Source organism: Bacillus sp. MZGC1 (genome assembly GCF_002998605.1).
In the GTDB taxonomy this organism is placed as follows: Bacteria; Bacillota; Bacilli; order Bacillales; family Bacillaceae; genus Bacillus.
This window is the reverse complement of the sequence record NZ_PVRE01000001.1, coordinates 329,244-355,539: the sequence shown is the minus strand read 5'-3', so window position 1 is coordinate 355,539 and position 26,296 is coordinate 329,244. Positions and strand designations below refer to the sequence as shown.

Below are 26,296 nucleotides of genomic sequence, written 5' to 3'. Positions count from 1 at the left end.
CGGCAGTTTTTGATTTATTTTGATTCAGATGCTTGCAGTGAAGCACCAACGAAATCTCTAAATAATGGCTGTGGTCTTGTCGGTCTTGAGACGAATTCTGGGTGGAACTGAGAAGCAAGGAACCAAGGATGATCCTTCAGCTCGATAATTTCAACAAGACGTCCGTCTGGGCTTGTACCAGAGAAGACAAAGCCTGCGGCTTCCATTTGCTGTCTGAATTCATTATTAAACTCATAGCGATGACGGTGGCGTTCGTAGACCACTTCGTCATTGTATGCAGCAAATGCTTTTGAGTCTTCATTTAATTTACATGGATACAGACCAAGACGAAGTGTTCCGCCTAGATCATCTACATCCTTCTGTTCTGGAAGAAGGTCAATGATTGGGAATGCTGTTTCAGGATCAATTTCCGCTGAATGAGCTCCCTCAAGGCCTAGTACGTTTCTCGCATATTCGATCGACGCAACTTGCATTCCTAAGCAGATTCCGAAGAATGGCACTTTGTTTTCACGGGCATATTGTGTAGCAATGATTTTCCCTTCCACTCCGCGGTCTCCGAAGCCTCCAGGAACGATGATGCCGTCTACATCTTGCGCGAAATCAGCCATATTTTCTGCTGTCACTTCTTCTGCATTGATCCATTTGATTTGAACGTCTGCATCAAATGCATAACCAGCATGGCGAAGTGATTCAACGACAGAAATGTATGCATCTTGCAGTTCAACATATTTTCCTACTAGACCAATTGTGACTTGTTTTGAGAGATTTTGTACTTTATCGACTAGCGCTGTCCACTCCGTCATGTCTGCATCTTGGCAGTCAAGTTTCATATGTTCACATACAAGCTTGTCTAGTCCTTGTTTTTGTAAATCAAGCGGAATAGAGTACAGCGTGTCTGCATCCTGACATTCAATAACAGCTTTTGTATCGATATCACAGAATAACGCAATTTTGTCCTTCATGTCTTGGGTCATTGGCATTTCAGTTCTGACCACAATAACGTTTGGCTGGATACCAAGGCTGCGAAGTTCTTTTACACTATGCTGTGTTGGTTTTGTTTTCAGTTCACCAGCTGCTCGGATGTAAGGAACAAGGGTACAATGAATGTACATCACGTTTTCACGGCCAATGTCACTCTTCATTTGACGAATCGCTTCAAGGAAAGGAAGGGATTCGATGTCTCCTACTGTTCCACCGATTTCTGTAATAACCACATCTGCACCTGTTTCTTTTCCGGCACGGTACACGCGGTCTTTGATTTCATTTGTAATATGGGGAATAACCTGTACGGTTCCGCCTAAATAGTCGCCTCGGCGCTCTTTCTTCAGAACAGTAGAGTAGATTTTACCAGTTGTGACGTTGCTGTACTTATTTAAGTTAATATCAATGAAGCGCTCGTAGTGACCTAAGTCAAGGTCTGTTTCAGCACCGTCATCTGTGACGAAGACCTCACCGTGCTGATATGGACTCATCGTCCCTGGGTCTACGTTGATATATGGATCGAATTTTTGAATGGTGACATCCATCCCTCTATTTTTCAGAAGGCGGCCTAACGATGCAGCCGTGATCCCTTTTCCAAGTGAGGAAACAACTCCTCCTGTTACAAAAATATACTTTGTCATTTCGTATGCTCCTCTCTTTTTTACCCTTGCATGACTAGACATGCACAGCTTCATCCTTATTAGAGTGTATCCCTAAATCTCTTGAAAAATAAGAAAGCTCCCTTTCAAATAAATGAAAGGGAGCGTAAATGAACGTATCTTTACGTACTCTTTTTAGAGAGCCCAAAATACATACTACATAGTTCGCTCTCGAAAGTCAAGACGGTTTTGTCCTGTTTTGAGGACCGGTTTGTGAGGGTTATTTTTCTTCCTTATTATCGTCTAAATCGTCTTCGTCAATTTCTGTTAAGCCGTCATCATCTTCGTCGTCATCGTCTTCGTCGAAGTCTTCTATATCTTCGTCAATTTCCTCATCATCGTCTAGGTCGAGATCATCGTCGTCTTCAACAAGATCAAGATCTTCTTCAAGCTCTTCGATTTCTTCTTCCTCTTCAATTTCATCGAAGTCTTCTTCAACGACAGCTGCTTTTGTTTTTTTCTTTTTCGCTTTTGTTTTCACAGCTGGCTGAACTTCTTCTTCGATTTGATCAACTGGATACCAGCTGCGAAGTCCCCATCTCTGATCACCTAACGAAATAAAGCGGCCATCTATATTTAAGTCTGTATAAAATTGAGCAAGTCGATCATCAAGATCAGATTTTTGTATCCCTTGTAAACGGACCATTTCATCTATTAACTCGGAAAACGTAATCGGTGTTTTGCTGTCTCTGAAAATTTCATATGCAAGTTCAACTAAAGACATGTGCTTGAGCTGCTCCTGTGAGTATTCTTTCAAACTCAAGGTCAGACACTCCCTTTCTATTACATGTATGTATCCATTTATCAGTGAAATAATAAGTGTTTATACCTTATTTTTACGACAAACCATACCTCTCATTATAAACAAATTAGAGGAGTTTATGCCACCTTTAATCATGTTAATTTTTGATTTTTTCTCATGGGGCGCACCATCTGCGTGAAATTGGTCTGGCTTTTGTGTACGGTATGCTTTTTGTCTTTTAGTTTGTTCATCTCTATTTTAAAACTGGATTCTCTGAATGAATAAGATAACGATAGCAATCGTACATACCATTCCCGCAGGCATGAGGACAAATAGTTTTCTGCGGCTGTTTTCTTTTTCTTCCTTCTTTTTTGGAGACTTTGAAAGCTCTGTGGAGACCATAATCCATATGATCATCGTGACTAATCCTAAAATACCCATAAATGTTGTGTTCATCATGATAACCTCCATATTGATACTTTTGCACATTTTATCATATTGATAAGGTGGCATGGGACAATATTGGAAATGATTTCACATTTAAGAACTGATTATCGCACCAAAACAGACCACCTCACGTCAGGTGGTCTTTGCTTGGTTTCTACATATCTAGCAGTTTGCGCGAGATGACTAGGCGCTGGATTTCTTGTGTGCCTTCATAAATTTGAGTGATTTTCGCATCTCGCATGTATCGTTCGACTGGGTAATCCTTTGTATAACCGTAGCCGCCGAAGATTTGAACGGCTTCTGTTGTTACTTTCATGGCTGTATCTCCAGCAAAGAGCTTTGACATAGCTGATTCCTTTCCATACGGAAACCCTTTCGTTTCAAGCCATGCTGCCTGATAAGTAAGCAGCCTGGAGGCTTCAATTGCAGTTGCCATATCTGCCAGCTTAAAAGCGATCCCTTGCTGCTGTATGATTGGTTTGCCAAATTGCTTGCGCTCCTTCGCATAATGGACCGCCGCATCAAGAGCGCCTTGTGCAATCCCAACAGCCTGAGCAGCAATACCGTTTCTACCTCCATCGAGCGTCATCATGGCTATTTTGAATCCTTCTCCTTCTTGTCCGAGCCGGTTCCTTTCATGAATCCGGCAATCTTCAAATCGAATTTCAGTCGTTGGCGATGAGCGGATGCCCAGTTTGCTTTCCTTTTTGCCAACCGAGAACCCGGGGGTCTCTTTTTCTACAATAAAGGCGGTTGTATTTCGAGATGCAGCTTCTTGGTCTGTCACGGCAAACACAATATAATAATCCGCAATGCCGCCATTTGTAATAAAGATTTTCGCACCGTTCAGGACGTATTCACTGCCTGCCTTTACTGCCGTTGTCTTCATTCCACCGGCATCTGAACCTGAACCGCTCTCAGTGAGTGCATATGCCCCTACCTTCTGTCCTTCTGCAAGCGGCTTTAAATAGGTCTCTTTTTGTTCATCTGTTCCGAAAGTATAGATAGGCCACGAGGCGAGAGAGGTGTGGGCGGAGAGGATGACGCCTGTAGAGGCGCACACTCTTGAAAGCTCCTCCACTGCGATGACGTAGGCTAAATAATCACTGCCGATCCCGCCTACCTCTTCCGGCCAAGGAATGCCCGTTAAACCGAGCTCCGCCATTTGGCGAAAAATAGCTGGATCATACATTTCTGTCTCGTCCCGCTCTGCTGCTGTTGGCTCTACTTCATTTTTCGCAAAATCCCTCACCATTTTTTGAATCATTTCATGTTCATCACTTAATTGAAACTGCATCATGAGCCACCTCGTTTCATATTAGCTGTTTACAAATGACCAGCCTTTGAATTTCACTTGTTCCTTCATAGATCTCACAAACTTTCGCATCACGAAAGTAACGTTCTGCTTGATAGCGATTCGTATAACCGTCCATGCCGAGTAAATGGATCGCTTCTGTACTGATCTCAACCGCCGTTTTTGACGCAAATAGCTTTGCCATGGATGCTTCCTTTGTCACCGGACGATTCGCCTCTTTATAAAAAGCCGCTTGATAGACTAATAGTTTGGCAGCTTCAAGCTTCGCTGCCAAATCACCCAGCCGAATGGTCGTTTCTAGACCTGCCGGGTGCTGCTTTAAATACGTCACCGCTTCGGTTAATGCGGCTTCAGCTATACCGAGGCTTTGAGCCGCGATACCGATTCTCCCCGCATTTAAACTAGACATGGCTATGTGAAAGCCCTCTCCTTCTGCACCGAGCAGCTGCTGTTTTTGAATCCGCACATCATCAAAATGAAGCGTGACAGTTTTTGACCCATGGAGCCCCATCTTTTTCTCATCTTTTCCAATCGTAAATCCTGGTGTACCTTTCTCGACAATGAATGCCGATATATTTTTTTTCGCAGAAGCAGGATCTGTCACGGCAAAGACAAGATACAGTTCTGCTTCCCCGCCGCTTGTGATAAACATTTTTGTACCATTTAACACATAGTGGTCGCCTGCCCGCTCCGCTCTTAACTGAATACTGGAGGCATCTGAGCCAGCCTTGGGTTCAGTCAGGCAAAATGCCCCCAGTTTCTGCCCGGATGCAAGCAGCGGAACATAGGATTTTTTTTGCTCATTCGTTCCAAAAGCCAAAATAGGCATCGTCACAACAGATGTATGAACGGACACAATGACACCGATAGTCGCACTCACTTTGGATAATTCATGAATCGCAATGATATATGTTGTAAAATCTGCTCCTAAGCCTTGATACGAAGCTGGTATTGGAATCCCTAGAAAGCCTTGGCGTCCCATTTCAGCTAAAAGTGTTCTTGGGAACTGACCTTGTTCCATGGCTTCCACTTCAGGGAATACACGCTGTCTTGCAAATTCTGCTGCCTGTTCTCTCCAGAGACGCTGTTGATCCGTAAGCAAAACATCCATCTTGACTCCCCCTATGAGTGGTCGTGGTATGTGTAAAAACCTCTCATTGTCTTTTTACCCAGCCAGCCTGCATTTACGTATTTTTTCAAAAGAGGACAAGGTCGGTATTTGCTATCCCCAAGTCCTTCATGAAGGGTATTCATAATAAATAAACATGTATCTAGTCCGATGAAATCAGCGAGACGAAGCGGCCCCATTGGGTGATTCATTCCAAGCGTCATGACCCCGTCAATGCTTTCTGCATCTGCCACGCCTTCATAAAGGGTGTAAATGGCTTCATTGATCATTGGCATCAATATGCGATTTGATACAAACCCTGGGAAGTCTTCCACTTCAATTGGGGTTTTGTTTAATGTCTTTGCTGTTTCATAAACGATTTGATACGTGTCGTCACTTGTTTGCAGCGCTCGAATGACCTCAACCAGTTTCATGACAGGCACCGGGTTCATAAAATGCATGCCAATCACTTGCTCCGGTCTCCCCGTAACAGCTGCTAATTCTGTGATTGACAAGGAAGATGTGTTTGTTGCAAATATCGTCTTCGCCTCTGCAAATTGATCAAGTGTTTCAAAGATTTGTTTTTTCACACTCATTTGTTCAGATGCAGCTTCAATCACTAAATGAGTCTGCTGCACGTCCTTTAAATCTGTGGAAACGGCAAGCCGCTGCGTAATATCTCGGACTGCCTGATGGGCCAGCTTTCCTTTTTCTGCTCGTTTCGTCAGTTGTTTGGTCATGGAGGAAATGGCTCGATGAATCTGCTTTTCAGATGCATCATGCAGCAGGACTGTGTAGCCTGACTGAGCAAAAACTTGGGCAATGCCTGATCCCATTTGACCTGCTCCAACGACCATGACGGTCTCTTCTGTACTCATGACGATGAACGCCTCCCTTTTAATCTACCTTTATCATGATGGCATCTCCTTGACCGCCTCCACTGCAAATCGCCGCGATGCCAATGCCTCCGCCTCTTTGTCTCAATGCATGAATCAAGGTCAATATGATACGTGTTCCGCTTGCCCCAATGGGATGACCAAGCGCTACTGCTCCACCGTTGATATTCATTTTCCGCCGATCCAGCCCGGTTATTTTTTCACATGCCAGCGCCACAGCTGAGAAGGCCTCATTGATTTCAAAGAGATCGATATCCTCTAGACGCTTGCCTGTTTTCTGTAAAATCTTCTCGATGGCAAAGGCTGGTGTTTTCGGAAAATCCTTTGCCTCTACGGCTACCTGCGTATGCCCAAGCACGACTGCCATTGGCTTTACGTCATGCTGCTCCGCATATGTGTCTTTCATTAAAAGAAGCGCACTTGCTCCATCATTGACACCTGGTGCATTTCCAGCGGTAATGGTACCCGTTTGATCAAAAACAGGCATGAGCTTTGACAGTCGTTCATATGACGTATCACGCCGCGGGGATTCATCTTCTGTGATCAGCCGCTCTCCCGTTTTCGTCTTGACGGTGACTGGGGTGATTTCCTGTTGAAAAAAGCCGTTTTTCTGCGCTTCGATGGCCCGTTCATGACTTCTTAGTGCCCAAAGGTCTTGCTCTTCCCGCGTGATACCAAGCTCCTTTGCAGCCATGCTCCCATACTCACCCATATGAACGCCTGTAAACGAACAGGTTAATCCATCTAAAATCATCGCATCTTGTACCGCACCATCTCCCATTTTGTAGCCCCATCGCGCTTTTTTTAGCAAATAAGGGGCGTGTGACATGGACTCCATACCGCCTGCTACGATGACCTCAGCATCTCCAGCTCGAATGATTTGATCTGCTGTGCTCACACTGCGCATTCCTGATGCACAGACTTTATTGATAGTTTGCGTCGGAACGGACCACGGAAGGTCAGCATTTCTTGCTGCTTGCCTTGAAGGAATCTGTCCTTGTCCTCCCTGCAAAACACTTCCCATGATGACCTCATCCACAAAATGTGAATCCCGTACTCTTTCCAGCGCAGCTTTGATCGCTATTCCGCCTAGTTCTGCGGCAGTCAACCCACTGAAAGCACCGCCTAGTTTTCCAAATGGTGTTCTTGCTCCAGATACAATGACCGTCGTTCTCATGTATGTCCCCTCCCGTTTGTTACCGCTTACATATTATCTAAGCAGCTGATGTACAGCGCCATGTATAAGCCGATGAATATCCTATTCATCGGCCTGTTTTGTTTACGAAACCTGCTTTCCAGCCTCACCAAACACTGATTTTTCAAGAAGTTCTGCGACATCAAATGTGCCTACCTGCTCCTCTACTTCCTTCGCCTTCGTGCCATCTCCCAGCATGGTGAGGCAATAAGGGCATCCTGAGCTGATGATGGACGGCTGCACCTTTAACGCCTGCTCCGTTCGGGCAGTGTTAATCCGGGTACCTGTCTCTTCTTCCATCCACATTAAGCCCCCGCCTGCACCGCAGCACATACCGGTTTCACGATGACGCTCCATTTCTCTCAGCGTCACACCAGGGATGGCTTTTAAAATGTCTCTCGGCGGATCATACACCTCGTTATATCTGCCTAGGTAGCAAGAGTCGTGGAAGGTAATCACTTCGTTCACTTCATGTACAGGCGTTATTTTCCCTTCTTTCACTAGCTCTGCCAGTAATTCTGTATGATGGTACACTTCTGCCTCAAGTCCGAAGTCTGGATACTCATTTTTAAATAAATTGTAGGCGTGCGGATCAATCGTGACGATCTTTGTGACCCCGTTTTTCTGGAATTCTTCAATATTTTTTGCAGCAAGCTCTTGGAATAAAAATTCGTTTCCAAGTCTTCTTGGTGTATCGCCTGAGTTTTTCTCTTTATTGCCTAGGATGGCAAAGGAGACCCCTGCTTCGTTGAGGAGCTTTGCAAAGGCAAGCGCAATTTTTTGGCTTCGATTGTCATATGCCCCCATTGAACCAACCCAGAATAAATAATCGAAGGTTTGATCTGCTTTTTTCAGCTCTTTTACTGTCGGCACATGCACATCTTCTCTCAGTTCACGCCAATTTTCTCTTTCTTTCCGGTTCAATCCCCACGGGTTCCCTTGGCGCTCAATGCTTGTCATGGCACGCTGTGCATCTGCATCCATTTTCCCTTCGGTCAGCACAAGATATCTGCGCATATCAATAATCTTGTCGACGTGTTCATTCATGACAGGGCATTGGTCTTCACAGTTTCGGCACGTCGTACATGCCCAAATTTCTTCTTCTGTAATGACCTCACCAATGAGAGAAGGATGATACATTGAGCTGGCCGCCGATTCCTCTGCACCTGCTCCTCTCGCCTGCAGCGCCAGCTGATTTCCTGTTGTCTGCCTGAAGGCAAGCTGCGGGACCCATGGTGTCTTCGATGTAATGGCGGCCCCTTTATTTGTTAAATGATCTCTTAACCTTAAAATCAAATCCATTGGAGACAGCATCTTCCCTGTTCCTGTTGCTGGGCACATATTTGTGCAGCGCCCGCATTCCACACAGGCGTAAAGGTCGATCAGCTGTGACTGACGGAAGTCTTCAATTTTTCCCACACCGAAGGTCTCTTGTGTCTCATCTTCAAAATCAATTTTTTGCAGCTTGCCTGGCGGGTCTAATCTGCTGGCAAATACATTCACCGGTCCTGCAATGAGGTGAGCGTGCTTTGACTGCGGGACATATACTAAGAATGTCAGCAAAATAAGGAGATGCACCCACCATGCGACATAAAAAACGACCGTTGCTGCAAGAGGTGAAATTCCGCCCAGCAAGAAAGCAATACTGGAGGCGATTGGCTCAGTTGGTGATTGAGAGTGTCCATGCCAAATGATGTTCATCCCGTTCCCCAGTAAGACTGTCAGCATCAAGCCGCCAATAAATAAAAGCACTAGACCTGATTTAAAGCCTCGTTTTAAACGGACAAGCTTCTCCACATACCTTCTATGGAATGCCCAAACAACGGCTACTAAAATGAGAAGTGTGACCACCTCTTGGAAAAAGGTAAAGAAGCCGTAAAGCGGACCTAAAGGGAGTCCGCTGCCCGGAACGAGTCCCTTCATAATAAAATCAAGGGCTCCGAACTGTACAAGGATAAATCCGTAGAAAAACAGCACATGAATGATGCCGCTCTTCTTGTCCTTTAACAGCTTCTTTTGCCCAAACACATTGACCCAAACACGCTCTAAGCGTTTCTTCATGTCTTGTTGAAATTCTTCTTTTTTACCAAGACGAATATACGCCGCTCGTGTTCGAATGAGATAAATAAACAAATACACAGCGTAAGCGGTCACCGCCGCAAATGCGATCAAGTTCATTATTAAAAGGCTATTCATCTTGCTCCCCCTTTCATTCCCCAAAAACCACTTTGTTCCGTTTCTATGTTGTACCTCTATCATAAATAATGAATGAGCATTCAGTCAATATTTTTTACACGTTTGGGTACACTATTGAAATATGCAAAAAAGGAGGAAGCTTCATGATCGCATTGATCATCCTACTCGTACTCATTGCCATCGTTTTTCTCGTGATGGTAGACCTTTATATGGGAAAGAAATATTTTTCTACCCGCGCTTTTGAACGGTCTTTTGACAAAACAAGCGGTGATGCAGCTTTTTATCATGATGGCGAACCATTTTTTGATCAGCTGCTCGCGGATATTCAACAGGCCTCTTCTTCTATTCATATGATGTTCTTTATTGTAAAGAACGACAAGATTGGCCAAGGGGTCTTACAAGCACTGAAAGCCAAAGCGGAACAAGGGGTTTCAGTCTTTTTGCTGACCGATCGACTAGGGTCCTATCCGTTTGATCAAAAGTCCATTGATATGCTAGAAAAAAGCGGCATCCAATTTTACTTTTTAAATAAGCCTCGTTTCCCTTTTTTGATTTATCGGTTAAACATGAGAAATCATCGTAAAATTACGGTGATTGATGGAAAGATTGGCTATATTGGCGGGTTTAATATTGGCGATGAATATGTTGGAAAAAATGGCCAGTTTGGCATTTGGAAAGATTATCATTTGCGCATGACAGGGCAAGTTGTCGCAGATCTCCAGCATGTGTTTTTGAATGATTTATACCGGTCATCTGGCATTCATCAGCTGCAATATGAGGTTTTTCCTGCTTTGGAACTGGGAACACTACAATGCACAACACGCGCGACTGCTGGTTTTTCTTTAGAAGCTTTGTTTCTCAAAGATATTCAGCAGGCGAGAAAGCAGATCATCATCTGTACGCCTTACTTTATTCCATCTGCCCCTCTTCTGAGTGCACTGCTTGATGCACGAGAGCGAGGTGTCACGGTTGAAATCATCATCCCAATGAAAGCGGATCATCCACTTGTCAAAGAGGCTGGATTTCATTATTTGAAAGACCTCATTGCCTCTGGCTGCCTTGTGTATCGTTTTTATAAAGGATTTTATCATGCGAAAGCCATTCTAATTGACCAGAGACGCTGTATGATTAGCACGGCAAATTTTGATAAACGCAGCTTGTTTCTAAATGAGGAAGTAGACGTCGCCATTGATGATGCCGACTTTACTGCACACGTAGAGGAAAAAATTCGGGAGCACATGGAAGTGTCTGAGCTTATGACAGAGGAGAAATTGACCCAGCGTCCGCTTTTGTCACGTCCGCTGGAATGGGTTGGCGCCATGTTCTCGTACTTTTTATAAAGGAGATGACCTATGCGTTATCGATTTGGTTATGTATCCAATGCCGTCACCTTGTGGGAAGCTTCTCCTGCCAAGTCGCTGACCTTTGCAAGATACAGTAAGCTCTCAAAGGAAGAGAGAGAAGAGGCTTTATTGCGAACAACGAAAGCCAATCTCGTGAATACATTAAGAACGCTCTATTTCGCCATTGCCCATGATATCCCGCTTTACCGTTTTTCAAGTTCGATCGTCCCGCTCGCGACCCATCCCGATGTGCGCTGGGACTTTGTGACACCTTTTCAAAAGGAGTTTCATGAAATTGGCGAGTTGGTGAAACGGCACGGATTACGTGTGAGCTTTCACCCTAATCAATTTACCTTGTTTACTAGCCCAAAGCCTTCAATCACAGAAAATGCCGTGATCGATATGACGTACCATTATCAAATGCTTGAAGCGATGAAGCTCGAAAAGGAAGGCTATATGAACATTCATGTGGGCGGTGCGTACGGTGATAAAGAATCGGCGCTTCAACGTTTTGATGACAATATCCAAAAGCTTCCGGCGCATATCAAGGCGAGAATGACGCTTGAGAATGATGACAAAACCTATACGTCGTTAGAAACCCTTGGTGTATGTGAAAAGCAAGGTATTCCATTTGTTTTTGATTACCATCATCACGTGGCCAATAAAGATGACGATGCCGCGCTTGAAGACATTCTGCCAAGAATGTTCGACACTTGGACGAGCACTGGCATTCCGCCTAAAATCCATTTATCCTCACCTAAATCAGAAAAAGCCATACGCAGTCATGCAGATGGTGTAGATATGTCCTTTGTCTTACCGCTTTTTCATGCATTAAAACCGTATGGGCGTGATGTAGATTTTATGATTGAGGCGAAGTTAAAGGATCAGGCACTGCTCCGACTTGTCGAAGAGCTGTCTGCGATAAGAGGCAATAAGCGAACGGGCGGAGGAACCTTTGAGTGGAAATCATAGAGAAAGGTTTATCCCTGTGCAAACAGGGGTAACAAAGCTATTGTGAGAAAGTAATTAACAGGAGGATATGAAGATGTCTCAAATCTATTCAATCCAAATCGCTGCGAAAGCATTGAATTTACATAAGCTTATTTCTCTTTATCAAAAATGCCACCAGGCTCAACATCGTCTATATGTGTATTCTAAAAAAACAATGTGCAACATCAAGAACATCGTAGAGCTTGAAACCTTCAGGCTCACTCATTTAGAGTCTGATTACTTAATTGTCGTAGAGGGAAAAAAAGCGCAAGATCTCTTGCAGCCATTTGAAAAAGAGCAGGTTTCATAAAAAAGAGCAGCCCTCAGGCCGCTCTTTTGTTATATCCACTCTTTTGCCAACCAAACTTGTTTTGAAGCTGCATCCATTTTCACTTGTACCCCGATTGGCATCGTAAGCATCGGGTGTGTATGGGCACAGTCAAAATCTGCGATGAGCGGTCTCTTTGTCTCTCCAAGCACCTCAAGTAAAATCTCGTAAGGTTCTTTTCCCGTTCCCTCATCATCAAACAGCTCATGTTTTCCCAAAAGAATACCTGATACCCGCTCAAACACTCCATTTACTTTCAATAAAGAGAAGTTTTTTTCTACAACCGAAGCGGTTTTCATGCAATCTTCAATAAGGAGGACGTCTCCGTTTTGAATGGCTGGCATGAACTCACTTCCCCATATGCCGTACATGGCATTCAGATTCCCGCCGATCAATCTACCTTCTGCCTGTCCCTCTATGACGCACAGCCAATCGTTTGGACGCTGCTTTTTATCACGCGTCTTTTCTTCCCAATTGATTCGTTCATCCGTCCAAAAAGGTGGTTTTTTGACCTGATAAGGAATGGTTTGAGGCTGCATCAGGATGTCTTCGAACGACTGATATGTATAAGCGGCGAACGGTTCAAACTCTCCAAAAGATGGGACAAGCGCCGGTCCGTAGAATACAGGCAGTCCCGTTTTTTCGTAGGCGGCTAAAAGAATCGCTGTCGCATCTGAATAACCGATCATGATTTTCGGATGTTGATTCAGCAGCTCAAAATCAAGATAAGGCAGCAAACTATTTGAATTTGTCCCGCCAATCATTGACATAACGCACGCCAAGTCCTCTCTAGCCATTAGCTCATTCAGCTCATCGGCTCGTTCTTGAATTGTACCTGAACGATAGTGATCCTCTTTCCCTGTTAATGATCCTGGTACCACAATGAATCCTTTTTGCTCAAGCCACTTCTTCGCCCGCTGATACCTAAGAGGCGAGGTCGCTGATGCAGGACTTGAAGGTGAAAAAATACCGATCTTATCTCTCTTTTGTAATCGCCGAAGCCCCTTCATTCCATCAGATCCTTCCTACACGAGTTTTTTCTATCCTAACAAAAAAAGCCCTTTATCAAAAGGGCTTTCAGATTTTTGACAAAGGGCTATAATGATCTTTATTTTAGTCCTTTATCTTTTTTCAGCGTGATAGAAAACCTTTGCAGTCTAGGAAGGACGAGCACTGAAGCGGAGCGAATTGAACATTCGTGAGCACCAGAGCGCAGGACTGACAACGAATGCGAGGGTTTGTCTACACGCTGAAAGCCCTTTATCAAAAGGGCTTTCTCTTTCTTCTTAATGACCAAACTGCGCTTCGTGCAGTCTGCTGTATACGCCGCCCATTTGGATTAAGTCTTGGTGGCGGCCTTGTTCTTGAATGCCTTCCTCTGTCACGACGATGATACGGTCGGCGTGTTTAATTGTCGCAAGGCGGTGGGCAATGACGAGCGTTGTCCGTCCGACAGCCAGTTCGCTCAGTGCATCCTGTATGGCTTTTTCTGTTTCTGTATCAAGTGCTGATGTGGCTTCATCTAGAATGAGAATGGACGGGTTTTTCAGGAACATCCGCGCAATCGACAGACGCTGCTTTTGACCGCCTGACAGTTTGACGCCGCGCTCACCTATCACGGTATTTAACCCTTCTGGGAAACGCTGAACGAGTTCCTCTAAATGCGCACTTCTTACAGCCTCCCAAATCTCTGCATCACTGGCTTCTAGGTTGCCGTACGCAATGTTTTCACGAATGGTGCCCGAGAATAAAAAGACATCCTGCTGCACAATACCGATCTGCTGCCTTAAAGAAGACAATGTCATCGACTTTGTGCTTACACCATCAATCGTGATGTCCCCTTCATCCACATCATAAAAACGAGGCAGCAGACTGCAAATGGTTGATTTCCCCGCTCCTGAAGGCCCGACAAACGCAACCGTTTCTCCTTGTTTGATCTTTAAATCGATATCCTTTAGCACATGGCTGTGCTCATCGTAGCCAAATGTCACGTTTCGATATTCAATTTCACCTTTCAGTCCGTATACATCACGTGCTCCCTCTGTATCCTTCACATCCGGCTCTGTTTCTAGCAAATCGACATAGCTTTTAAAGCCCGCAATGCCTTTCGGATACATTTCAATGACCGTGTTGATTTTATCAATCGGTCTAAATAAAACATTTGTGATCAGAACAAACGCGATAAAGCCACCTGCCGTTAATTGACCTTGCAGGACAAACCATGTACCTGCGAGAAGGACAAACAGTGTCACAAGACGTGTCAGAATATAGCTGATCGATCCATTGACCGACATAATTTTATAGGAAAGAAGCTTCGCCTTCCGAAAACGGTTGTTGTTTTCAGCAAAGCGTTTTTTCTCAAAATGTTCATTGGCAAAGGCTTGAACAAGACGAATGCCGCCGATATTGTTTTCAACCCTTGCATGAAAGTCTCCAATGTCATTGTTCAGCTGTGTAATCGCATGCGTCATTTTCTTATTAAAATGAAGGGCAAGCCAGATGATGACAGGCATGATCAGGAAGGTTAAAATAGCCAGCTGCCAGTTAATCATCAGCATGACAGCAAAGGCACCAAGAATTGTCATAATCGCTATAAACAAATCTTCAGGACCGTGATGCGCCACTTCTCCAATGTACATGAGGTCGTTTGTCATCCGTGACATGAGCTTACCCGTTTTGTTGTTATCAAAGAATTTAAAGGATAGGCGCTGAAAGTGATCAAACAGCTTCTTCCTCATATCTGTTTCAATATTAATTCCAAGCATATGCCCCCAGTACGACACAATAAATTGCATAACCGAGCTGAGTGCATAAATGACAAACAGCGCAAGTGCGGTCCAGCCAATGACCGCCCAGTTCCCTGTTGGCAATAATGTATCAATGAAGTAGTTCACGATAAGCGGGAAACCCAGTTCCATCAATCCAACGGCGACAGCGCAAAAGAAATCTAAAAAGAACAGACCTCGATAGGGCCTGTAATAGGCGAAAAAGCGTTTTAGCATATGTAAAAGAACCTCATTTCCTCTATAATTGATAATCATTTTCAATTATAGAGGAATCCTCTTTAAAATACTAGATCAGGAAATGATTTCTTTGACTTGAAATCCTCATAACACGCCAGAAAACAACCGGGCAAATGATTCCTTCAATCGCTCTTTTAACCCTCTTTTATAAAAATGAACAGGTCCCATTTGCTCACATTCTTTCATATCTTCTTCATAATGGGCCATCAGTTGCTCAATGGGCTTTTTCGCGGCTGTAAAGACATTGACCTCAAAATTGAGCTGAAAGCTTCGCATATCCACATTTGCGGTACCGACTGAGGCAAGTTCTCCATCTGCGATCATCACTTTTTGATGCATGAAGCCCTTTTGATAGTGATACACCTTGATGCCCTCTTTTAGGAGCTCAGAAAAATAGGATCGTGTGGCGTATTGTGTGAGAAAGCCGTCATTGATCTCCGGTACCATCACCCGGACATCCACCCCTCTTGTAGCAGCAATTTTTAATGCTGTACGAAGGGATTCATTTGGGACAAAATAAGGTGTTGCAATCCAGACAAATTGTTTCGCATTTGAGATGAGTGCATCATATAAATCACTCATACTTTCTTTCATATCGGGTCCAGTCGGTACAACCTGAATGACATCCTCTCCCGTCACAGGATGCGGCGTATGATACTTCGGATCCTCAATTAATACTTCATCTGATACATACTCCCAGTCGAGCATAAAAACAGAGTGAAGGGTCTGAACAGCCTCACCCTTTAACATGGTATGAGTATCACGCCAAAAACCGATATTTTCATCACGTCCGACATATTCTTTTCCGACATTTAACCCGCCGACAAACCCTGTCTTCCCATCAATTATCACGATTTTGCGGTGATTTCGGAAATTGAATTTTTGATTAAAAAAACCATATTTTAAAGGCAGAAAAGGAGCGACCTTTACTCCTTCCTGCTTCAAGCGTTTAATATCTTTTCGGGAGAAGCGAATGCTGCCAGCCGCATCATAGATGAAGCGAACCTCTACCCCTTCTTTCGCTTTTTCTATCAGAATCTCCATCATCCGGTGCCCGAGGAAATCTGATTTGAACATGTAGTATTCTATATGGATGAACGATTTTGCCTTTTTTAATTCTTCAAATATACGGGGAAAAGTCTCCTCCCCATTCTTTAAAATGTCCATATCACTATTTGTGTTCACATGCATGCCTGTTGCTTTTTCTGTGTAATGAAAAAAAGTCCGCTGATTTTCGGTTAGACGCGATTCATCCGGCTTGCTCTCAAGCTCAGATATTCTGCGTAACTTTTCACGGTTGTACATTCTCTTTGATTTGAATAAATGACCTTTCACATAGAGCTGTCCTGAGAACAAATAAAACATATAGCCAATGATCGGGAAAAAGATCAGCACATACATCCATAACAACGTGTGCTGTGATGTACGGTTCTCTAGCATGAGTGAGATGATACTAAATAAAATAATGGCGATATAAACTGCCGCGTACAGCTGAATGCTCCACGCTGGCACAGGCCACCAATACACCACATATGCCCCGAATATCATAAAATATAAAAATAAAAATTCCAATCTCCTCTTTTTCACATTCTCCGCCCTCATTCGTTTCTGTCTTTTTCTCTTCCATACCCTTTGCACAGCTTGTATGAAACGCACGGCCTATGCCTTTCTCCTAGCTTTTACAGACTTGGACCATTTGATCCGATATAATGGATAAATATGTGATGGAAAGGAAGATTTGTTTATGCATACACCACCTCCTTTAAAAAAAGGTAGTCATCTTCGTGTCATTGCCCCAAGCCGAAGTGCCAGCATTTTATCAGAAGAAGGAATCGCTCAAGCAAAAAAGCGTTTAGAGATGTTAGGCTTCACCGTCTCTTTTGGACAACACGCGTTTGAATGTGATCTTCATTCCTCTTCATCTATTGAACACCGCTTGTCTGATCTCCATGAGGCGTTCACAGATGATGAAGTCGACGGTATTTTGACAGCCATTGGAGGCTTCAATTGCAATGAACTCTTGCCTTATATTGATTACGACTTGATTCGTCAGCATCCTAAAGTTCTTTGCGGCTACAGTGATATCACCGCACTCGCAAGCGCCATTACCGCCAAATGTGATATGGTGACATACTCTGGCCCTCATTTCTCCAGCTTCCAAATGGAGCAGGGACAAGAGGAGCAGACCGCTATGTTTCAAGCCTGCTTGATGAATGACGATGAGTCTTTTGATGTGATCCCTTCGACAAAGTGGAGTGATGATGCTTGGTATCTTGATCAAGCGAACAGGCAATTTCATCCGACAAAATGGGGAATATATCAGGAAGGAACAGCTGAAGGCACCTTGTATGGCGGTAACCTTTGTACACTGAACTTACTGCAAGGGACGTCGTTTATACCTCATATCAAGGATGCCATCTTATTTGTGGAGGATGATGAGTTGGTTTTCCCTGAAATGTTCGCCAGAGACCTCACCTCCCTCATGCAGCATGCAGAATCAATCAAAGGGTTGATCATCGGACGCTTCCAAAAGAAATCCGAGATGACAGAGGAACATTTGAGGTTCATTTTAGATAAACATCCAATGCTCAAACACATCCCAGTGATCTACGATGTCGATATCGGACATACGCAGCCGGTCTTCACCTTACCGATTGGCGGAGACGTGAAGCTAGCGTGTAAAGATGGAGCCGTGCAGCTGCGCATTCTATCATAAAACAGAGCCAAAAAAGCACCCAAATAAACGGTGCTTTTTTCTATGCCACGATCTTTTATAAAATTTTTTCAGAAAAAAGTGATCCAACCCTCCATCCCCTTCGTTAAGTAGATGTAAAAAGAAAAGAGAGGAGGGGGCAACATGTTCTCTGATGTACTTAGCCAATTATTTGATTCTATTTCTAACATTATTAATACGCTTGGGTAATGTTCAACACCTGCTGTCCTTAGAAGATAGCGGGTGTTGAACATCAAAAAGCCCCACTCCTATAGTAGAGCGGGGCTTTTTTGTATTACATCTTTTCCGGTGCAGATACGCCAATTAGTTTTAATGCATTAGCAAGCGTGATTTGTGTTGCTTTCATGAGTGAAAGACGTGCTGTTGTTTTTGTTTCGTTTTCTACATCAATAACCTTCTCGGCATTGTAGAAGCTGTGAAGGGCTGATGCAAGGTCATAAATATAGTTCGTCACGCGGTGCGGAATGCGCTTTTCAGCTGCTTCTGCTACAACTTCTGGGAAGCTGCCAATGATTTTGAGAAGATCGTATTCTTTTTCCGATTGAATGTGAGAGAAATCTGCTTTTTCAAGGTTCGGCTCGTAGCCTTTTTCTTCACCTTGACGCAGCATGCTGCAAATTCTCGCATGTGCATATTGTGCGTAGTACACAGGGTTTTCGTTAGACGTAGAGATGGCTAAGTCTAGGTCAAAGTCCATGTGTGTCGCCGCACTTCTCATCGCAAAGAAATAACGAGTGGCATCTAAGCCTACTTCTTCAATCAGGTCACGCATGGTGACGGCTTTTCCTGTACGCTTACTCATCTTCATCTTTTCACCGTTTTTGTATAGGTGAACGAGCTGAATGATTTCTACTTCAAGCTTGCCAGCGGGATATCCAAGTGCTTGAATCGCCGCTTTCATTCGAGGGATATAGCCGTGATGGTCCGCTCCCCAAATGTTAATGAGCTGATCAAAGCCTCTGTCTAATTTGTCTTTATGATATGCGATATCTGGAAGCAAGTAAGTGAAGCTGCCGTCCTTTTTAATAAGCACGCGGTCCTTGTCATCGCCAAAATCAGTTGAACGCAGCCACGTTGCACCGTCTTCTTCAAAGACATAGCCTTTAGCGCGAAGGGTTTCCAGCGCTGGTTCGATTTTTCCGTTTTCATATAAAGAGGTTTCTGAATACCATACATCAAATGGGACACGGAAATTCTCAAGGTCTACACGCAATTTCTCTAATTCGTATTTTAATCCGTATTCACGGAAGAACTTCATCCGCTCTTCTTCTGGCTCATGCACGAAACGGTCACCAAATTCATCCGCCAGCTTTTGCCCGATGCCTTTGATGTCTTCTCCTCTGTAGCCGTCTTCAGGCATCTCTTTTTCAAGACCGAGTGCCTCAAAGTAACGTACTTCTACAGATAAAGCGAGATTATTGATCTGATTCCCTGCATCGTTGATATAGTATTCACGGCTCACATCGAACCCTGCTTTATCAAGGATGTTGCAAAGGGAATCACCTACAGCTGCTCCGCGGGCATGTCCAAGGTGAAGGTCACCTGTTGGGTTGGCTGAGACGAATTCGACTTGCACCTTTTGGCCGCCGCCTGTATTCGTTTCACCATATGCCTCTTTTGCTTCAAGGACAGCTGGGATGAGCTTTGTTAAATACTGATTGTTCATATAAAAGTTAATGAACCCTGGACCTGCGATATCCAGTTTTTCAATAGAAGCTTTCCCTTTATCAAACGCATTGACAATGTCCTCTGCGATTTGGCGAGGTGCTTTTTTCGCAATGCGGACAAGCTGCATCGCCATGTTGGTGGAGTAATCACCGTGAGTTTTGTCTTTCGGCACTTCTAAAAGGACATCTGGTACCTGGCTTTCATCAGCAAGTCCTGCTTTGACGACTGCCGCAATGATTTCTTCTTTTAACGCATCTTTGACCTGTTCTGCGATATTCATGAACGTAAATCCTCCTTATACGAAATCGATAATGTATGTAAATGCTTTTGATCTTCCCCTGTCAGCATATCGTACGTAATGTGCAGCAGTCCCTTGTCCACATCTAGATCAATGCCATGTGTGTGTACATCAAGCTGTAGTGTACCGAAGGGCATCGTGTAATGTGTGACGGTCGTTTCTCCGATGAGAAAGCGCTGCTTCATTTGAATGGCACCTGATCTCATGACAAAAATTTCTTTTTCACTCATTTTCACAACGGTTTTTACTTGACCCATTTCATGTTCTTCATGGTAAGTGAGATACGTTTTGTCATTCTTCTCTTGATACGTTCCAGTCGTGCGGAATTCGATCGTTTCAGCCGGCTCCGTCTCTGGTTTCATCACTGACTTGACATGAATTGAAATTTGGTTTTGTGTCATTTTGCACTTCCTTTGCTAAGACCCGTTTAACTAAAATAGTATACCATATTCATGATCGCCTATCATACCATCATTTCTCTTCTTCACGGCGATTAAACTTCGTTTTTGATCTTCCGCCATCCCTTTAGAAAAAAAGAAACAGGACACTCACTAATACCACCAATCCAGCCTTTACGCCCAAGTCTTTTCTGTTGATTAAATAAAAAAGAGCTTGTACGCCTGAACTTGCCAAAAATACCTGAAAAAAATTAAATGGCACGATTTGCGTCTGCTTACATACCACCTGCATGAATAACGCAATGGCCGTCAGATAGAAAAAGCCTCGATCCTGAAACAGCCCCATCATCTCTTCCTTTGCTTCCTTTTTCGAAGCAAAAACGGGCGGCTCAGCTTTGAGCTCTCGTTTCAGCGTGAGAATGCCTGCCGCTAACACACATAAAGCGAGAAGCACCATCAATATAGAAGAAAACATGAACTGCCTCCTTTTTCATGTAAAAAAAGAGCTTGTCCACATGAGATGACAAGCTCCTCTATCAAGGTGTTATTTCACAAATCCAAGCAGCATTTCGCGTAAAAGCTTGCTCGCTGTATTCGCTGTTTGGTCAGAATGATCATATACAGGTGCTACCTCAACAAGGTCTGCACCGACTACTTGGACATCAGATCCTGCAATCGCATGAATAGATGCAAGCAGCTCTTTTGATGTAATACCGCCAGCATCCACCGTGCCTGTACCAGGTGCATGAGCCGGGTCTAATACATCAATGTCGATCGTCACATAAACTGGACGCCCCTTCAGCTTTGGCAATACTTGCTTCAATGGCTCCAGCACTTCAAATTTAGAAATGTGCATGCCCGCTTCTTTTGCCCATTTGAATTCTTCTTTCATTCCAGAACGAATCCCGAAAGAGAACACATTTTCAGGTCCAATGAGTCCTGCTACTTTACGAATCGGTGTTGAATGAGACAGCGGCTCACCCTCGTATTCCTCACGAAGATCCGTATGTGCGTCCATATGGATGATCGCCAAATCAGGGTATTTCTTATGCATCGCACGGAAAACCGGCCAAGATACAAGATGCTCGCCGCCCATTCCTAATGGAAACTTCCCTTTTTCTAAAATGCTGTCGACATACTCTTCAATTAAATCTAAGCTTTTCTGTGCATTTCCAAAAGGAAGTGGAATGTCACCGGCATCAAAGAATGGCACCTCGTGAAGCTCACGATCTAAATAAGGGCTGTACTCCTCTAAACCGATCGATACTTCACGAATGCGGTTCGGACCGAAACGTGAGCCTGGGCGGTAACTGACGGTCCAGTCCATCGGCATGCCGTATAAAATGACTTTTGCATCTTCCCATGTCGGATGACTTCCAATAAACACTTTTCCTGAATAAGCCTCGTCGAATCTCATGCAAGATTCCTCCTTTTACGCTTCAAAAAATGCGCAAACTGTCATTTGCGCATTTCCACTTCGCTTGATTTATTTGATTAAGTCACTCACAAATTTCGGCAGAACGAATGCCGCTTTGTGCAATTCTTTTGTGTAATATTTCGTCTCAATATCAAAGAAACGGCTGTCTTCTACAGCAAGTGGATCATATTTTTTTGAACCGATGGTAAATGTCCAAAGACCACTTGGATACGTTGGAATATTCGCTGTGTAAAGCTTCGTGATTGGGAAAATCTCTTTCACATCGCGCTGTACATTTGTAATTAGCTCAGGTGTGAACCAAGGGTTGTCCGTTTGTGCCACGAAAATACCGTCTTCTTTGAGTGCTTTTGAAATTCCTGCGTAAAATCCTTTAGAGAACAGGTTCACAGCTGGTCCAACTGGTTCAGTTGAGTCCACCATGATGACATCATACTCATTGTCAGCTTCAGCAATGTGCATAAAGCCGTCTCCGACTTTAACATCTACACGAGGATCGTCTAGTTTCCCAGCAATAGAAGGAAGGAATTTCTTCGAGTATCCGATGACTTTGCCATCAATATCAACAAGTGTCGCTTTTTTCACACTTGGATGCTTCAGGATTTCACGAATGACACCGCCGTCTCCTCCGCCTACGACAAGAACATTTTCCGGGTTTGGATGAGTGAAAAGAGGAACATGTGCCACCATTTCGTGGTATACAAACTCATCTTTCTCAGATGTCATCACCATACCGTCTAAAAACAGCATATTGCCAAACTCTTCTGTTTCCACCATTTCTAAATGCTGAAAATCTGTTTGTTCTGTGTGAAGGGTTTTGTTCACCTTCAATGTAATACCAAAATTCTTCGTTTGCTTCTCTGTATACCAAAGTTCGCTCATTGTCCATCTTCCTCTCATCCAATAATAAACAAACATCTATTGTTAGCGCCTTTATCGGCTATGACTATATCGATTGTCCAAGAAAAAAGTATAGTGGATTCATATCAAATTGTAAAGAACCGCATGAGTTCTCTTCAATCTTAATGCACGCTCTTGCAATCATTTGTTTAAAACGGTTTTCTTTGTTCCATACTGATAAAAAACCGTCAAAATGAGGGCTTTGCATGGACACAATCATGAGTAATAAAAAAATCCGCATGACCGTGAAAACGATTCGAGCCTGTTTTTTTATCGGCTTGCTCGCTTTTCTATTTGCAGGCACTGTCTTTTTGACGATTCTTTTAATAGCCAAATGGCAAGGTGCCCCTTCTGTTCAAGTTCCCCAATCCACGACCATTTATGCAGCCGATGGTTCAAAGCTTGGAGAATCCAGCTTTGGAGAAAAGAGATATTGGGTGCCATTAAAGGACATGTCCTCTCATATCAGGCAGGCAGCTGTAGCTGTTGAGGATAAAACTTTTTATGAGCATCATGGCTTTGATGTGAAACGGATGGCGGGTGCTGCAGTGGCTGATATTCGTGCCATGGCTAAGGTACAAGGCGCCAGCACGATCACCCAGCAATATGCACGAAATCTGTATTTAGATCATGATAAAACGTGGAAGCGGAAATGGAATGAAGCCTTTTACACGATCCGCTTAGAGCAAAACTATACAAAAGATGAGATTTTAGAAGGATACTTGAACACCATTTATTATGGTCATGGAGCTTATGGCGTAGAAGCGGCGTCCCGGCTGTATTTTGGAAAAAAGGCAAAGAATTTGACCCTCGCTGAATCTGCCTTACTTGCCGGTATCCCAAAGGGCCCTTCTCTCTACTCCCCTTATGTGAATGAAGAGAAAGCCGGCGCAAGAAAGAATATGATTTTGAGGCACATGCAAGAGGACGGCATGATTACGAAAAAGGCAGCCGCTGAAGCCACGAAAGAAAAACTGTCCTATCGCCCTTTGCAGAAGAAGCAGCTGCAAGCAAAGCAAGCCCCGTATTTTTATGATGATGTAATTCGTGAGTTGAAACAAAGCTTGGGGTTAACTGAGGAGCAGATCGAAACCTATGGCCTTCATATCCAAACGACTTTAAATCCAGAGTTACAGAAAATTGCAGAGAAGACGTTAAAAAGCACAATCTATTCGAAATCAGATATCCAAATCGGTTTTACTGCTATCCATCCCCAAACAGGTCATGTACTCGCCCTCATAGGGGGAAGAGATTATGAGAAAAGTCCATTCAACCGAGTGACACAAGCGAAAAGACAGCCCGGTTCAACAATGAAACCTCTTCTCTATTACATTGCCTTGCAGAATGGGTTTACACCAGCAACCGTCATGCGCAGTGAAGAAACGGTTTTTGAGCTCGATGATCAAGGAAGCGGTGCTGCTTATTCACCAAGCAATTATCATGGCTATTACGCCAATGATGGCATTACCATGCTTCAGGCCTTGGCGCTGTCTGATAATATTTATGCCGTGAAAACCCATCTATTTTTAGGAATGGAGCAGCTTGTACGTGCTGGCAAAACATTTGGCATCAACGAAAAACTAGATCAAGTGCCATCACTTGCCCTAGGCACGTCCCCTGTCAAACCAATTGAAATGACCAATGCTTACGCAATGCTTGTCAATGGCGGAAAACGCGTCAAACCAACCTTTATTACGAAAGTAACGGACGCAAAAGGCAACGTGCTTTTTGAAGAGAAACAAAAACGAGAGCAAGTCTTAGATGAAAAGGCAGCATTTGTTACCACCGATATGATGTCAGGAATGTTCAATGATCAGTTAAACGGCTATACGAGTGTCACTGGCCGCACCATTATGAAGGATCTCACACGAACATACGGAGGGAAATCAGGAACGACAGGAGCGGACAGCTGGATGATCGGCTTCTCTCCCCAGCTCGTCACAGGTGTGTGGACGGGCTATGATAAAGGGCGTACCATTGACTCGGTCGAAGAAACAGCCTATGCAAAAAAGATATGGGCATCCTTTATGGAATCAGCCCTCTCGAAGCAGCCAGCGTCCTCCTTCATGCCGCCAGACGGTGTAAAAGGTGTGTATATCAATCCAAAAACCGGCGATCTTGCGGGTCCAGGGTGTGAATCAAAGGTATTCACCTATTTTATAGAAGGAACGGAGCCGACAGGTGTTTGCTACGGTGCGGAGGATAAATCTTTTGAGGAAGATCCGGTTCAAGATCAAAGGCCAAAGAAATGGTGGGAAAAGTGGCTGAAACGTTAAAAAAAGACATGAAAAACCCCGAGATCTGCATCTCGGGATTCTCCATGTCCTAGCTTTAACACCAGTTTACTCAAAAACCAGCTGGAATTGGTAGCAATTCACCATTCTTCACAAAAATTTCACAATTATTCAGAGACAGACAATCCTTCTTTTAATTCATCTGTGGATGCTTCCCATAGTGCTTCATTATGACTCTTCAAGAAATCAGCCAGCACCTTTTTCGAGACGTCATCCATATGACTGACGACGATTTTTCGCTTCATCGATTTATCCATTAAATTCACATGCTCTGGAAGCGACTTATACCCGCGGCGGATTGAACGGTCAACGGTCATTTCACATGCCGTCACACCCGCATAATAAGGACCTTCTTCTCTGCGGTCAATGGTCACCCATACGAGCCAATACAGCTTTCCGTTCGGCACCTCTTCTTTGCTTTTCAAGAATTTAATTCCTTTTTCCACGGCACTTCTTGCATGCATCGCACCAATATCAATGACAGCTTCCTTTTCCTCTACGTCAATGATCACTGGCGAAATGTTATCAAGGCTGAGCGCGCCCGCTCCAAAGCCTCCGTGTCCGTCGGTTGCATCTGTTTTTTTAATGATGTTAAAACCAATTGGTTTCTTTTTTTTACCTTCCATTCATTAGACCTCCTAAAGCAGCGGCTTCAAAATAAGATTAAACCAGTATATGATTTGATCCCGCATTCCGATCAATGGACCAAAAACAAACTGTCCTAGCGGCGTGATCACGAATATGAGAAAAATGATGATCCCATATTGTTCAAATTGCGTCATTTTCGCCCGGATACCAGGGCTGACGACGTCCTCAATAATACGATACCCATCCAGCGGCGGAAGTGGCAATAAGTTAAATAGGAACAAAATGACGTTCAAGTTAATAAAGATTAAGAAGAAATTATCGACTCCCGGCTCAAAGCGCATGAGCGACTCCCCGCCAAATTTCTGAAGAAGCACGTACACGAAAAAGCCTAGAAACGCCAACACCAAGTTACTTAAAGGGCCAGCAATCGAGACGCAGATTCCTGCTAAGCGCGGGTTTTTAAAATGATAACGATTCACCGGCACAGGTCTCGCCCAGCCGAATCCAGCCACAAAGATCAAAATCGTCCCAAATACATCAAGATGCTTCAGTGGATTTAATGTGAGTCTCCCTTGGTTCTTAGCTGTCGGGTCTCCGAAACGATACGCAACATATGCATGCGCCAGCTCGTGCATCGTAAATGCAACAACAAGCGTAATGGCGACATATGGAATAAGTTCTAATGGATACACAAGAAATTGGTCCAAAGGCATGAATCCCTCTTTCTTTCTATACAATGATTTACTTCATTCAGTATA

General features: G+C 43.9%; 23 protein-coding genes. 5 read left to right on the top strand and 18 right to left on the bottom strand.

Annotated features, from left to right (window positions below; all coding sequences use genetic code 11):
* Positions 1 to 14: 14 nt before the first annotated feature.
* The 8 genes from pyrG to C6Y06_RS01715 all read right to left on the bottom strand — a co-directional run bounded on the left by pyrG (position 15) and on the right by C6Y06_RS01715 (position 9,539).
* Positions 15 to 1,622, bottom strand: coding sequence for a glutamine hydrolyzing CTP synthase (pyrG, locus tag C6Y06_RS01750; RefSeq protein WP_003215143.1), 1,608 nt, complete (start codon positions 1,620 to 1,622; stop codon positions 15 to 17).
* Positions 1,623 to 1,860: 238 nt separating this feature from the next.
* Positions 1,861 to 2,403 carry a DNA-directed RNA polymerase subunit delta gene (gene rpoE / locus C6Y06_RS01745; protein ID WP_034660308.1) on the bottom strand — a complete coding sequence of 181 codons (543 nt, stop codon included), beginning with the start codon at positions 2,401 to 2,403 and terminating at the stop codon, positions 1,861 to 1,863.
* A 237-nt stretch (positions 2,404 to 2,640) separates the two neighbouring features.
* On the bottom strand, positions 2,641 to 2,838 hold the full coding sequence (locus tag C6Y06_RS01740; RefSeq protein ID WP_034660309.1) for a hypothetical protein: 198 nt from the start codon (positions 2,836 to 2,838) through the stop codon (positions 2,641 to 2,643).
* A 145-nt stretch (positions 2,839 to 2,983) separates the two neighbouring features.
* On the bottom strand, positions 2,984 to 4,126 hold the full coding sequence (locus tag C6Y06_RS01735) for an acyl-CoA dehydrogenase (RefSeq protein WP_106036443.1): 1,143 nt from the start codon (positions 4,124 to 4,126) through the stop codon (positions 2,984 to 2,986).
* A 16-nt stretch (positions 4,127 to 4,142) separates the two neighbouring features.
* Positions 4,143 to 5,255, bottom strand: a complete 1,113-nt coding sequence (locus C6Y06_RS01730) for an acyl-CoA dehydrogenase family protein (protein ID WP_106036442.1) — start codon at positions 5,253 to 5,255, stop codon at positions 4,143 to 4,145.
* Between the two features lie 11 nt (positions 5,256 to 5,266).
* A complete protein-coding gene (locus C6Y06_RS01725) occupies positions 5,267 to 6,130 on the bottom strand; it encodes a 3-hydroxybutyryl-CoA dehydrogenase (protein WP_106036441.1) in 864 nt (287 codons plus the stop codon).
* A gap of 19 nt (positions 6,131 to 6,149) precedes the next feature.
* The gene (locus C6Y06_RS01720) at positions 6,150 to 7,325 is read right to left on the bottom strand and encodes an acetyl-CoA C-acetyltransferase (RefSeq protein ID WP_106036440.1); all 1,176 of its coding nucleotides are present in this window, start codon (positions 7,323 to 7,325) and stop codon (positions 6,150 to 6,152) included.
* 102 nt (positions 7,326 to 7,427) lie between these two features.
* Positions 7,428 to 9,539: a (Fe-S)-binding protein gene (locus C6Y06_RS01715; protein ID WP_106036439.1), complete on the bottom strand. Its 2,112-nt coding sequence runs from the start codon at positions 9,537 to 9,539 to the stop codon at positions 7,428 to 7,430.
* A 143-nt stretch (positions 9,540 to 9,682) separates the two neighbouring features.
* On the opposite strand from C6Y06_RS01715, the gene cls (C6Y06_RS01710) reads away from it, so the two are divergent.
* From cls (C6Y06_RS01710) to C6Y06_RS01700, 3 genes are all read left to right on the top strand, one after another.
* Positions 9,683 to 10,879, top strand: coding sequence for a cardiolipin synthase (gene cls, locus C6Y06_RS01710; RefSeq protein ID WP_106036438.1), 1,197 nt, complete (start codon positions 9,683 to 9,685; stop codon positions 10,877 to 10,879).
* Positions 10,880 to 10,891: 12 nt separating this feature from the next.
* On the top strand, positions 10,892 to 11,854 hold the full coding sequence (gene uvsE / locus C6Y06_RS01705) for a UV DNA damage repair endonuclease UvsE (protein WP_106036437.1): 963 nt from the start codon (positions 10,892 to 10,894) through the stop codon (positions 11,852 to 11,854).
* A gap of 73 nt (positions 11,855 to 11,927) precedes the next feature.
* Positions 11,928 to 12,182, top strand: a complete 255-nt coding sequence (locus tag C6Y06_RS01700) for a general stress protein (RefSeq protein ID WP_095285673.1) — start codon at positions 11,928 to 11,930, stop codon at positions 12,180 to 12,182.
* Positions 12,183 to 12,211: 29 nt separating this feature from the next.
* On the opposite strand, the gene C6Y06_RS01695 is transcribed toward C6Y06_RS01700, so the two are convergent.
* From C6Y06_RS01695 to cls (C6Y06_RS01685), 3 genes are all read right to left on the bottom strand, one after another.
* Positions 12,212 to 13,210 carry a S66 family peptidase gene (locus tag C6Y06_RS01695; protein ID WP_106036436.1) on the bottom strand — a complete coding sequence of 333 codons (999 nt, stop codon included), beginning with the start codon at positions 13,208 to 13,210 and terminating at the stop codon, positions 12,212 to 12,214.
* Positions 13,211 to 13,486: 276 nt separating this feature from the next.
* The gene (locus tag C6Y06_RS01690; protein ID WP_060597738.1) at positions 13,487 to 15,202 is read right to left on the bottom strand and encodes an ABC transporter ATP-binding protein; all 1,716 of its coding nucleotides are present in this window, start codon (positions 15,200 to 15,202) and stop codon (positions 13,487 to 13,489) included.
* 105 nt (positions 15,203 to 15,307) lie between these two features.
* Positions 15,308 to 16,810, bottom strand: coding sequence for a cardiolipin synthase (cls, locus tag C6Y06_RS01685; protein ID WP_223251422.1), 1,503 nt, complete (start codon positions 16,808 to 16,810; stop codon positions 15,308 to 15,310).
* A gap of 157 nt (positions 16,811 to 16,967) precedes the next feature.
* On the opposite strand from cls (C6Y06_RS01685), the gene C6Y06_RS01680 reads away from it, so the two are divergent.
* Positions 16,968 to 17,939, top strand: a complete 972-nt coding sequence (locus C6Y06_RS01680; RefSeq protein WP_060597504.1) for a S66 family peptidase — start codon at positions 16,968 to 16,970, stop codon at positions 17,937 to 17,939.
* Positions 17,940 to 18,231: 292 nt separating this feature from the next.
* Here C6Y06_RS01680 and argS read toward each other — a convergent pair whose 3' ends face one another.
* The 5 genes from argS to speE all read right to left on the bottom strand — a co-directional run bounded on the left by argS (position 18,232) and on the right by speE (position 22,638).
* On the bottom strand, positions 18,232 to 19,905 hold the full coding sequence (gene argS, locus C6Y06_RS01670; protein WP_106036434.1) for an arginine--tRNA ligase: 1,674 nt from the start codon (positions 19,903 to 19,905) through the stop codon (positions 18,232 to 18,234).
* Positions 19,902 to 20,324: a YwiB family protein gene (locus C6Y06_RS01665; protein ID WP_003215400.1), complete on the bottom strand. Its 423-nt coding sequence runs from the start codon at positions 20,322 to 20,324 to the stop codon at positions 19,902 to 19,904. Before C6Y06_RS01665 ends, argS begins: the two co-directional genes overlap by 4 nt.
* A 124-nt stretch (positions 20,325 to 20,448) precedes the next feature.
* A complete protein-coding gene (locus C6Y06_RS01660; protein WP_106036433.1) occupies positions 20,449 to 20,796 on the bottom strand; it encodes a hypothetical protein in 348 nt (115 codons plus the stop codon).
* A gap of 69 nt (positions 20,797 to 20,865) precedes the next feature.
* Positions 20,866 to 21,738, bottom strand: coding sequence for an agmatinase (gene speB / locus C6Y06_RS01655; protein WP_060597508.1), 873 nt, complete (start codon positions 21,736 to 21,738; stop codon positions 20,866 to 20,868).
* A gap of 69 nt (positions 21,739 to 21,807) precedes the next feature.
* Positions 21,808 to 22,638: a spermidine synthase gene (speE, locus tag C6Y06_RS01650; RefSeq protein ID WP_106036432.1), complete on the bottom strand. Its 831-nt coding sequence runs from the start codon at positions 22,636 to 22,638 to the stop codon at positions 21,808 to 21,810.
* A gap of 224 nt (positions 22,639 to 22,862) precedes the next feature.
* Here speE and C6Y06_RS01645 point away from each other — a divergent pair, with 224 nt between their 5' ends.
* Complete coding sequence (locus tag C6Y06_RS01645; protein ID WP_106036431.1) at positions 22,863 to 24,932, top strand: transglycosylase domain-containing protein; 2,070 nt, start codon at positions 22,863 to 22,865, stop codon at positions 24,930 to 24,932.
* Positions 24,933 to 25,057: 125 nt separating this feature from the next.
* On the opposite strand, the gene C6Y06_RS01640 is transcribed toward C6Y06_RS01645, so the two are convergent.
* Positions 25,058 to 25,576 carry a YwhD family protein gene (locus tag C6Y06_RS01640; RefSeq protein ID WP_066031598.1) on the bottom strand — a complete coding sequence of 173 codons (519 nt, stop codon included), beginning with the start codon at positions 25,574 to 25,576 and terminating at the stop codon, positions 25,058 to 25,060.
* Positions 25,577 to 25,588: 12 nt separating this feature from the next.
* Positions 25,589 to 26,245 (bottom strand): site-2 protease family protein, encoded by a 657-nt coding sequence (locus C6Y06_RS01635; RefSeq protein ID WP_223250429.1) that lies wholly within the window; start codon positions 26,243 to 26,245, stop codon positions 25,589 to 25,591.
* Positions 26,246 to 26,296: the final 51 nt, after the last annotated feature.

Excerpts from the sequence above, each read along its gene's own strand:
- pyrG (WP_003215143.1), bottom strand. The coding sequence starts at position 1,622 with ATGACAAAGTATATTTTTGTAACAGGAGGAGTTGTTTCCTCACTTGGA.
- C6Y06_RS01740 (WP_034660309.1), bottom strand. The coding sequence starts at position 2,838 with ATGAACACAACATTTATGGGTATTTTAGGATTAGTCACGATGATCATA.
- C6Y06_RS01735 (WP_106036443.1), bottom strand. The coding sequence starts at position 4,126 with ATGCAGTTTCAATTAAGTGATGAACATGAAATGATTCAAAAAATGGTG.
- C6Y06_RS01730 (WP_106036442.1), bottom strand. The coding sequence starts at position 5,255 with ATGGATGTTTTGCTTACGGATCAACAGCGTCTCTGGAGAGAACAGGCA.
- C6Y06_RS01725 (WP_106036441.1), bottom strand. The coding sequence starts at position 6,130 with ATGAGTACAGAAGAGACCGTCATGGTCGTTGGAGCAGGTCAAATGGGA.
- C6Y06_RS01720 (WP_106036440.1), bottom strand. The coding sequence starts at position 7,325 with ATGAGAACGACGGTCATTGTATCTGGAGCAAGAACACCATTTGGAAAA.
- C6Y06_RS01715 (WP_106036439.1), bottom strand. The coding sequence starts at position 9,539 with ATGAATAGCCTTTTAATAATGAACTTGATCGCATTTGCGGCGGTGACC.
- cls (WP_106036438.1), top strand. The coding sequence starts at position 9,683 with ATGATCGCATTGATCATCCTACTCGTACTCATTGCCATCGTTTTTCTC.
- uvsE (WP_106036437.1), top strand. The coding sequence starts at position 10,892 with ATGCGTTATCGATTTGGTTATGTATCCAATGCCGTCACCTTGTGGGAA.
- C6Y06_RS01700 (WP_095285673.1), top strand. The coding sequence starts at position 11,928 with ATGTCTCAAATCTATTCAATCCAAATCGCTGCGAAAGCATTGAATTTA.
- C6Y06_RS01695 (WP_106036436.1), bottom strand. The coding sequence starts at position 13,210 with ATGAAGGGGCTTCGGCGATTACAAAAGAGAGATAAGATCGGTATTTTT.
- C6Y06_RS01690 (WP_060597738.1), bottom strand. The coding sequence starts at position 15,202 with ATGCTAAAACGCTTTTTCGCCTATTACAGGCCCTATCGAGGTCTGTTC.
- C6Y06_RS01680 (WP_060597504.1), top strand. The coding sequence starts at position 16,968 with ATGCATACACCACCTCCTTTAAAAAAAGGTAGTCATCTTCGTGTCATT.
- argS (WP_106036434.1), bottom strand. The coding sequence starts at position 19,905 with ATGAATATCGCAGAACAGGTCAAAGATGCGTTAAAAGAAGAAATCATT.
- C6Y06_RS01665 (WP_003215400.1), bottom strand. The coding sequence starts at position 20,324 with ATGACACAAAACCAAATTTCAATTCATGTCAAGTCAGTGATGAAACCA.
- C6Y06_RS01660 (WP_106036433.1), bottom strand. The coding sequence starts at position 20,796 with ATGTTTTCTTCTATATTGATGGTGCTTCTCGCTTTATGTGTGTTAGCG.
- speB (WP_060597508.1), bottom strand. The coding sequence starts at position 21,738 with ATGAGATTCGACGAGGCTTATTCAGGAAAAGTGTTTATTGGAAGTCAT.
- speE (WP_106036432.1), bottom strand. The coding sequence starts at position 22,638 with ATGAGCGAACTTTGGTATACAGAGAAGCAAACGAAGAATTTTGGTATT.
- C6Y06_RS01645 (WP_106036431.1), top strand. The coding sequence starts at position 22,863 with ATGGACACAATCATGAGTAATAAAAAAATCCGCATGACCGTGAAAACG.
- C6Y06_RS01640 (WP_066031598.1), bottom strand. The coding sequence starts at position 25,576 with ATGGAAGGTAAAAAAAAGAAACCAATTGGTTTTAACATCATTAAAAAA.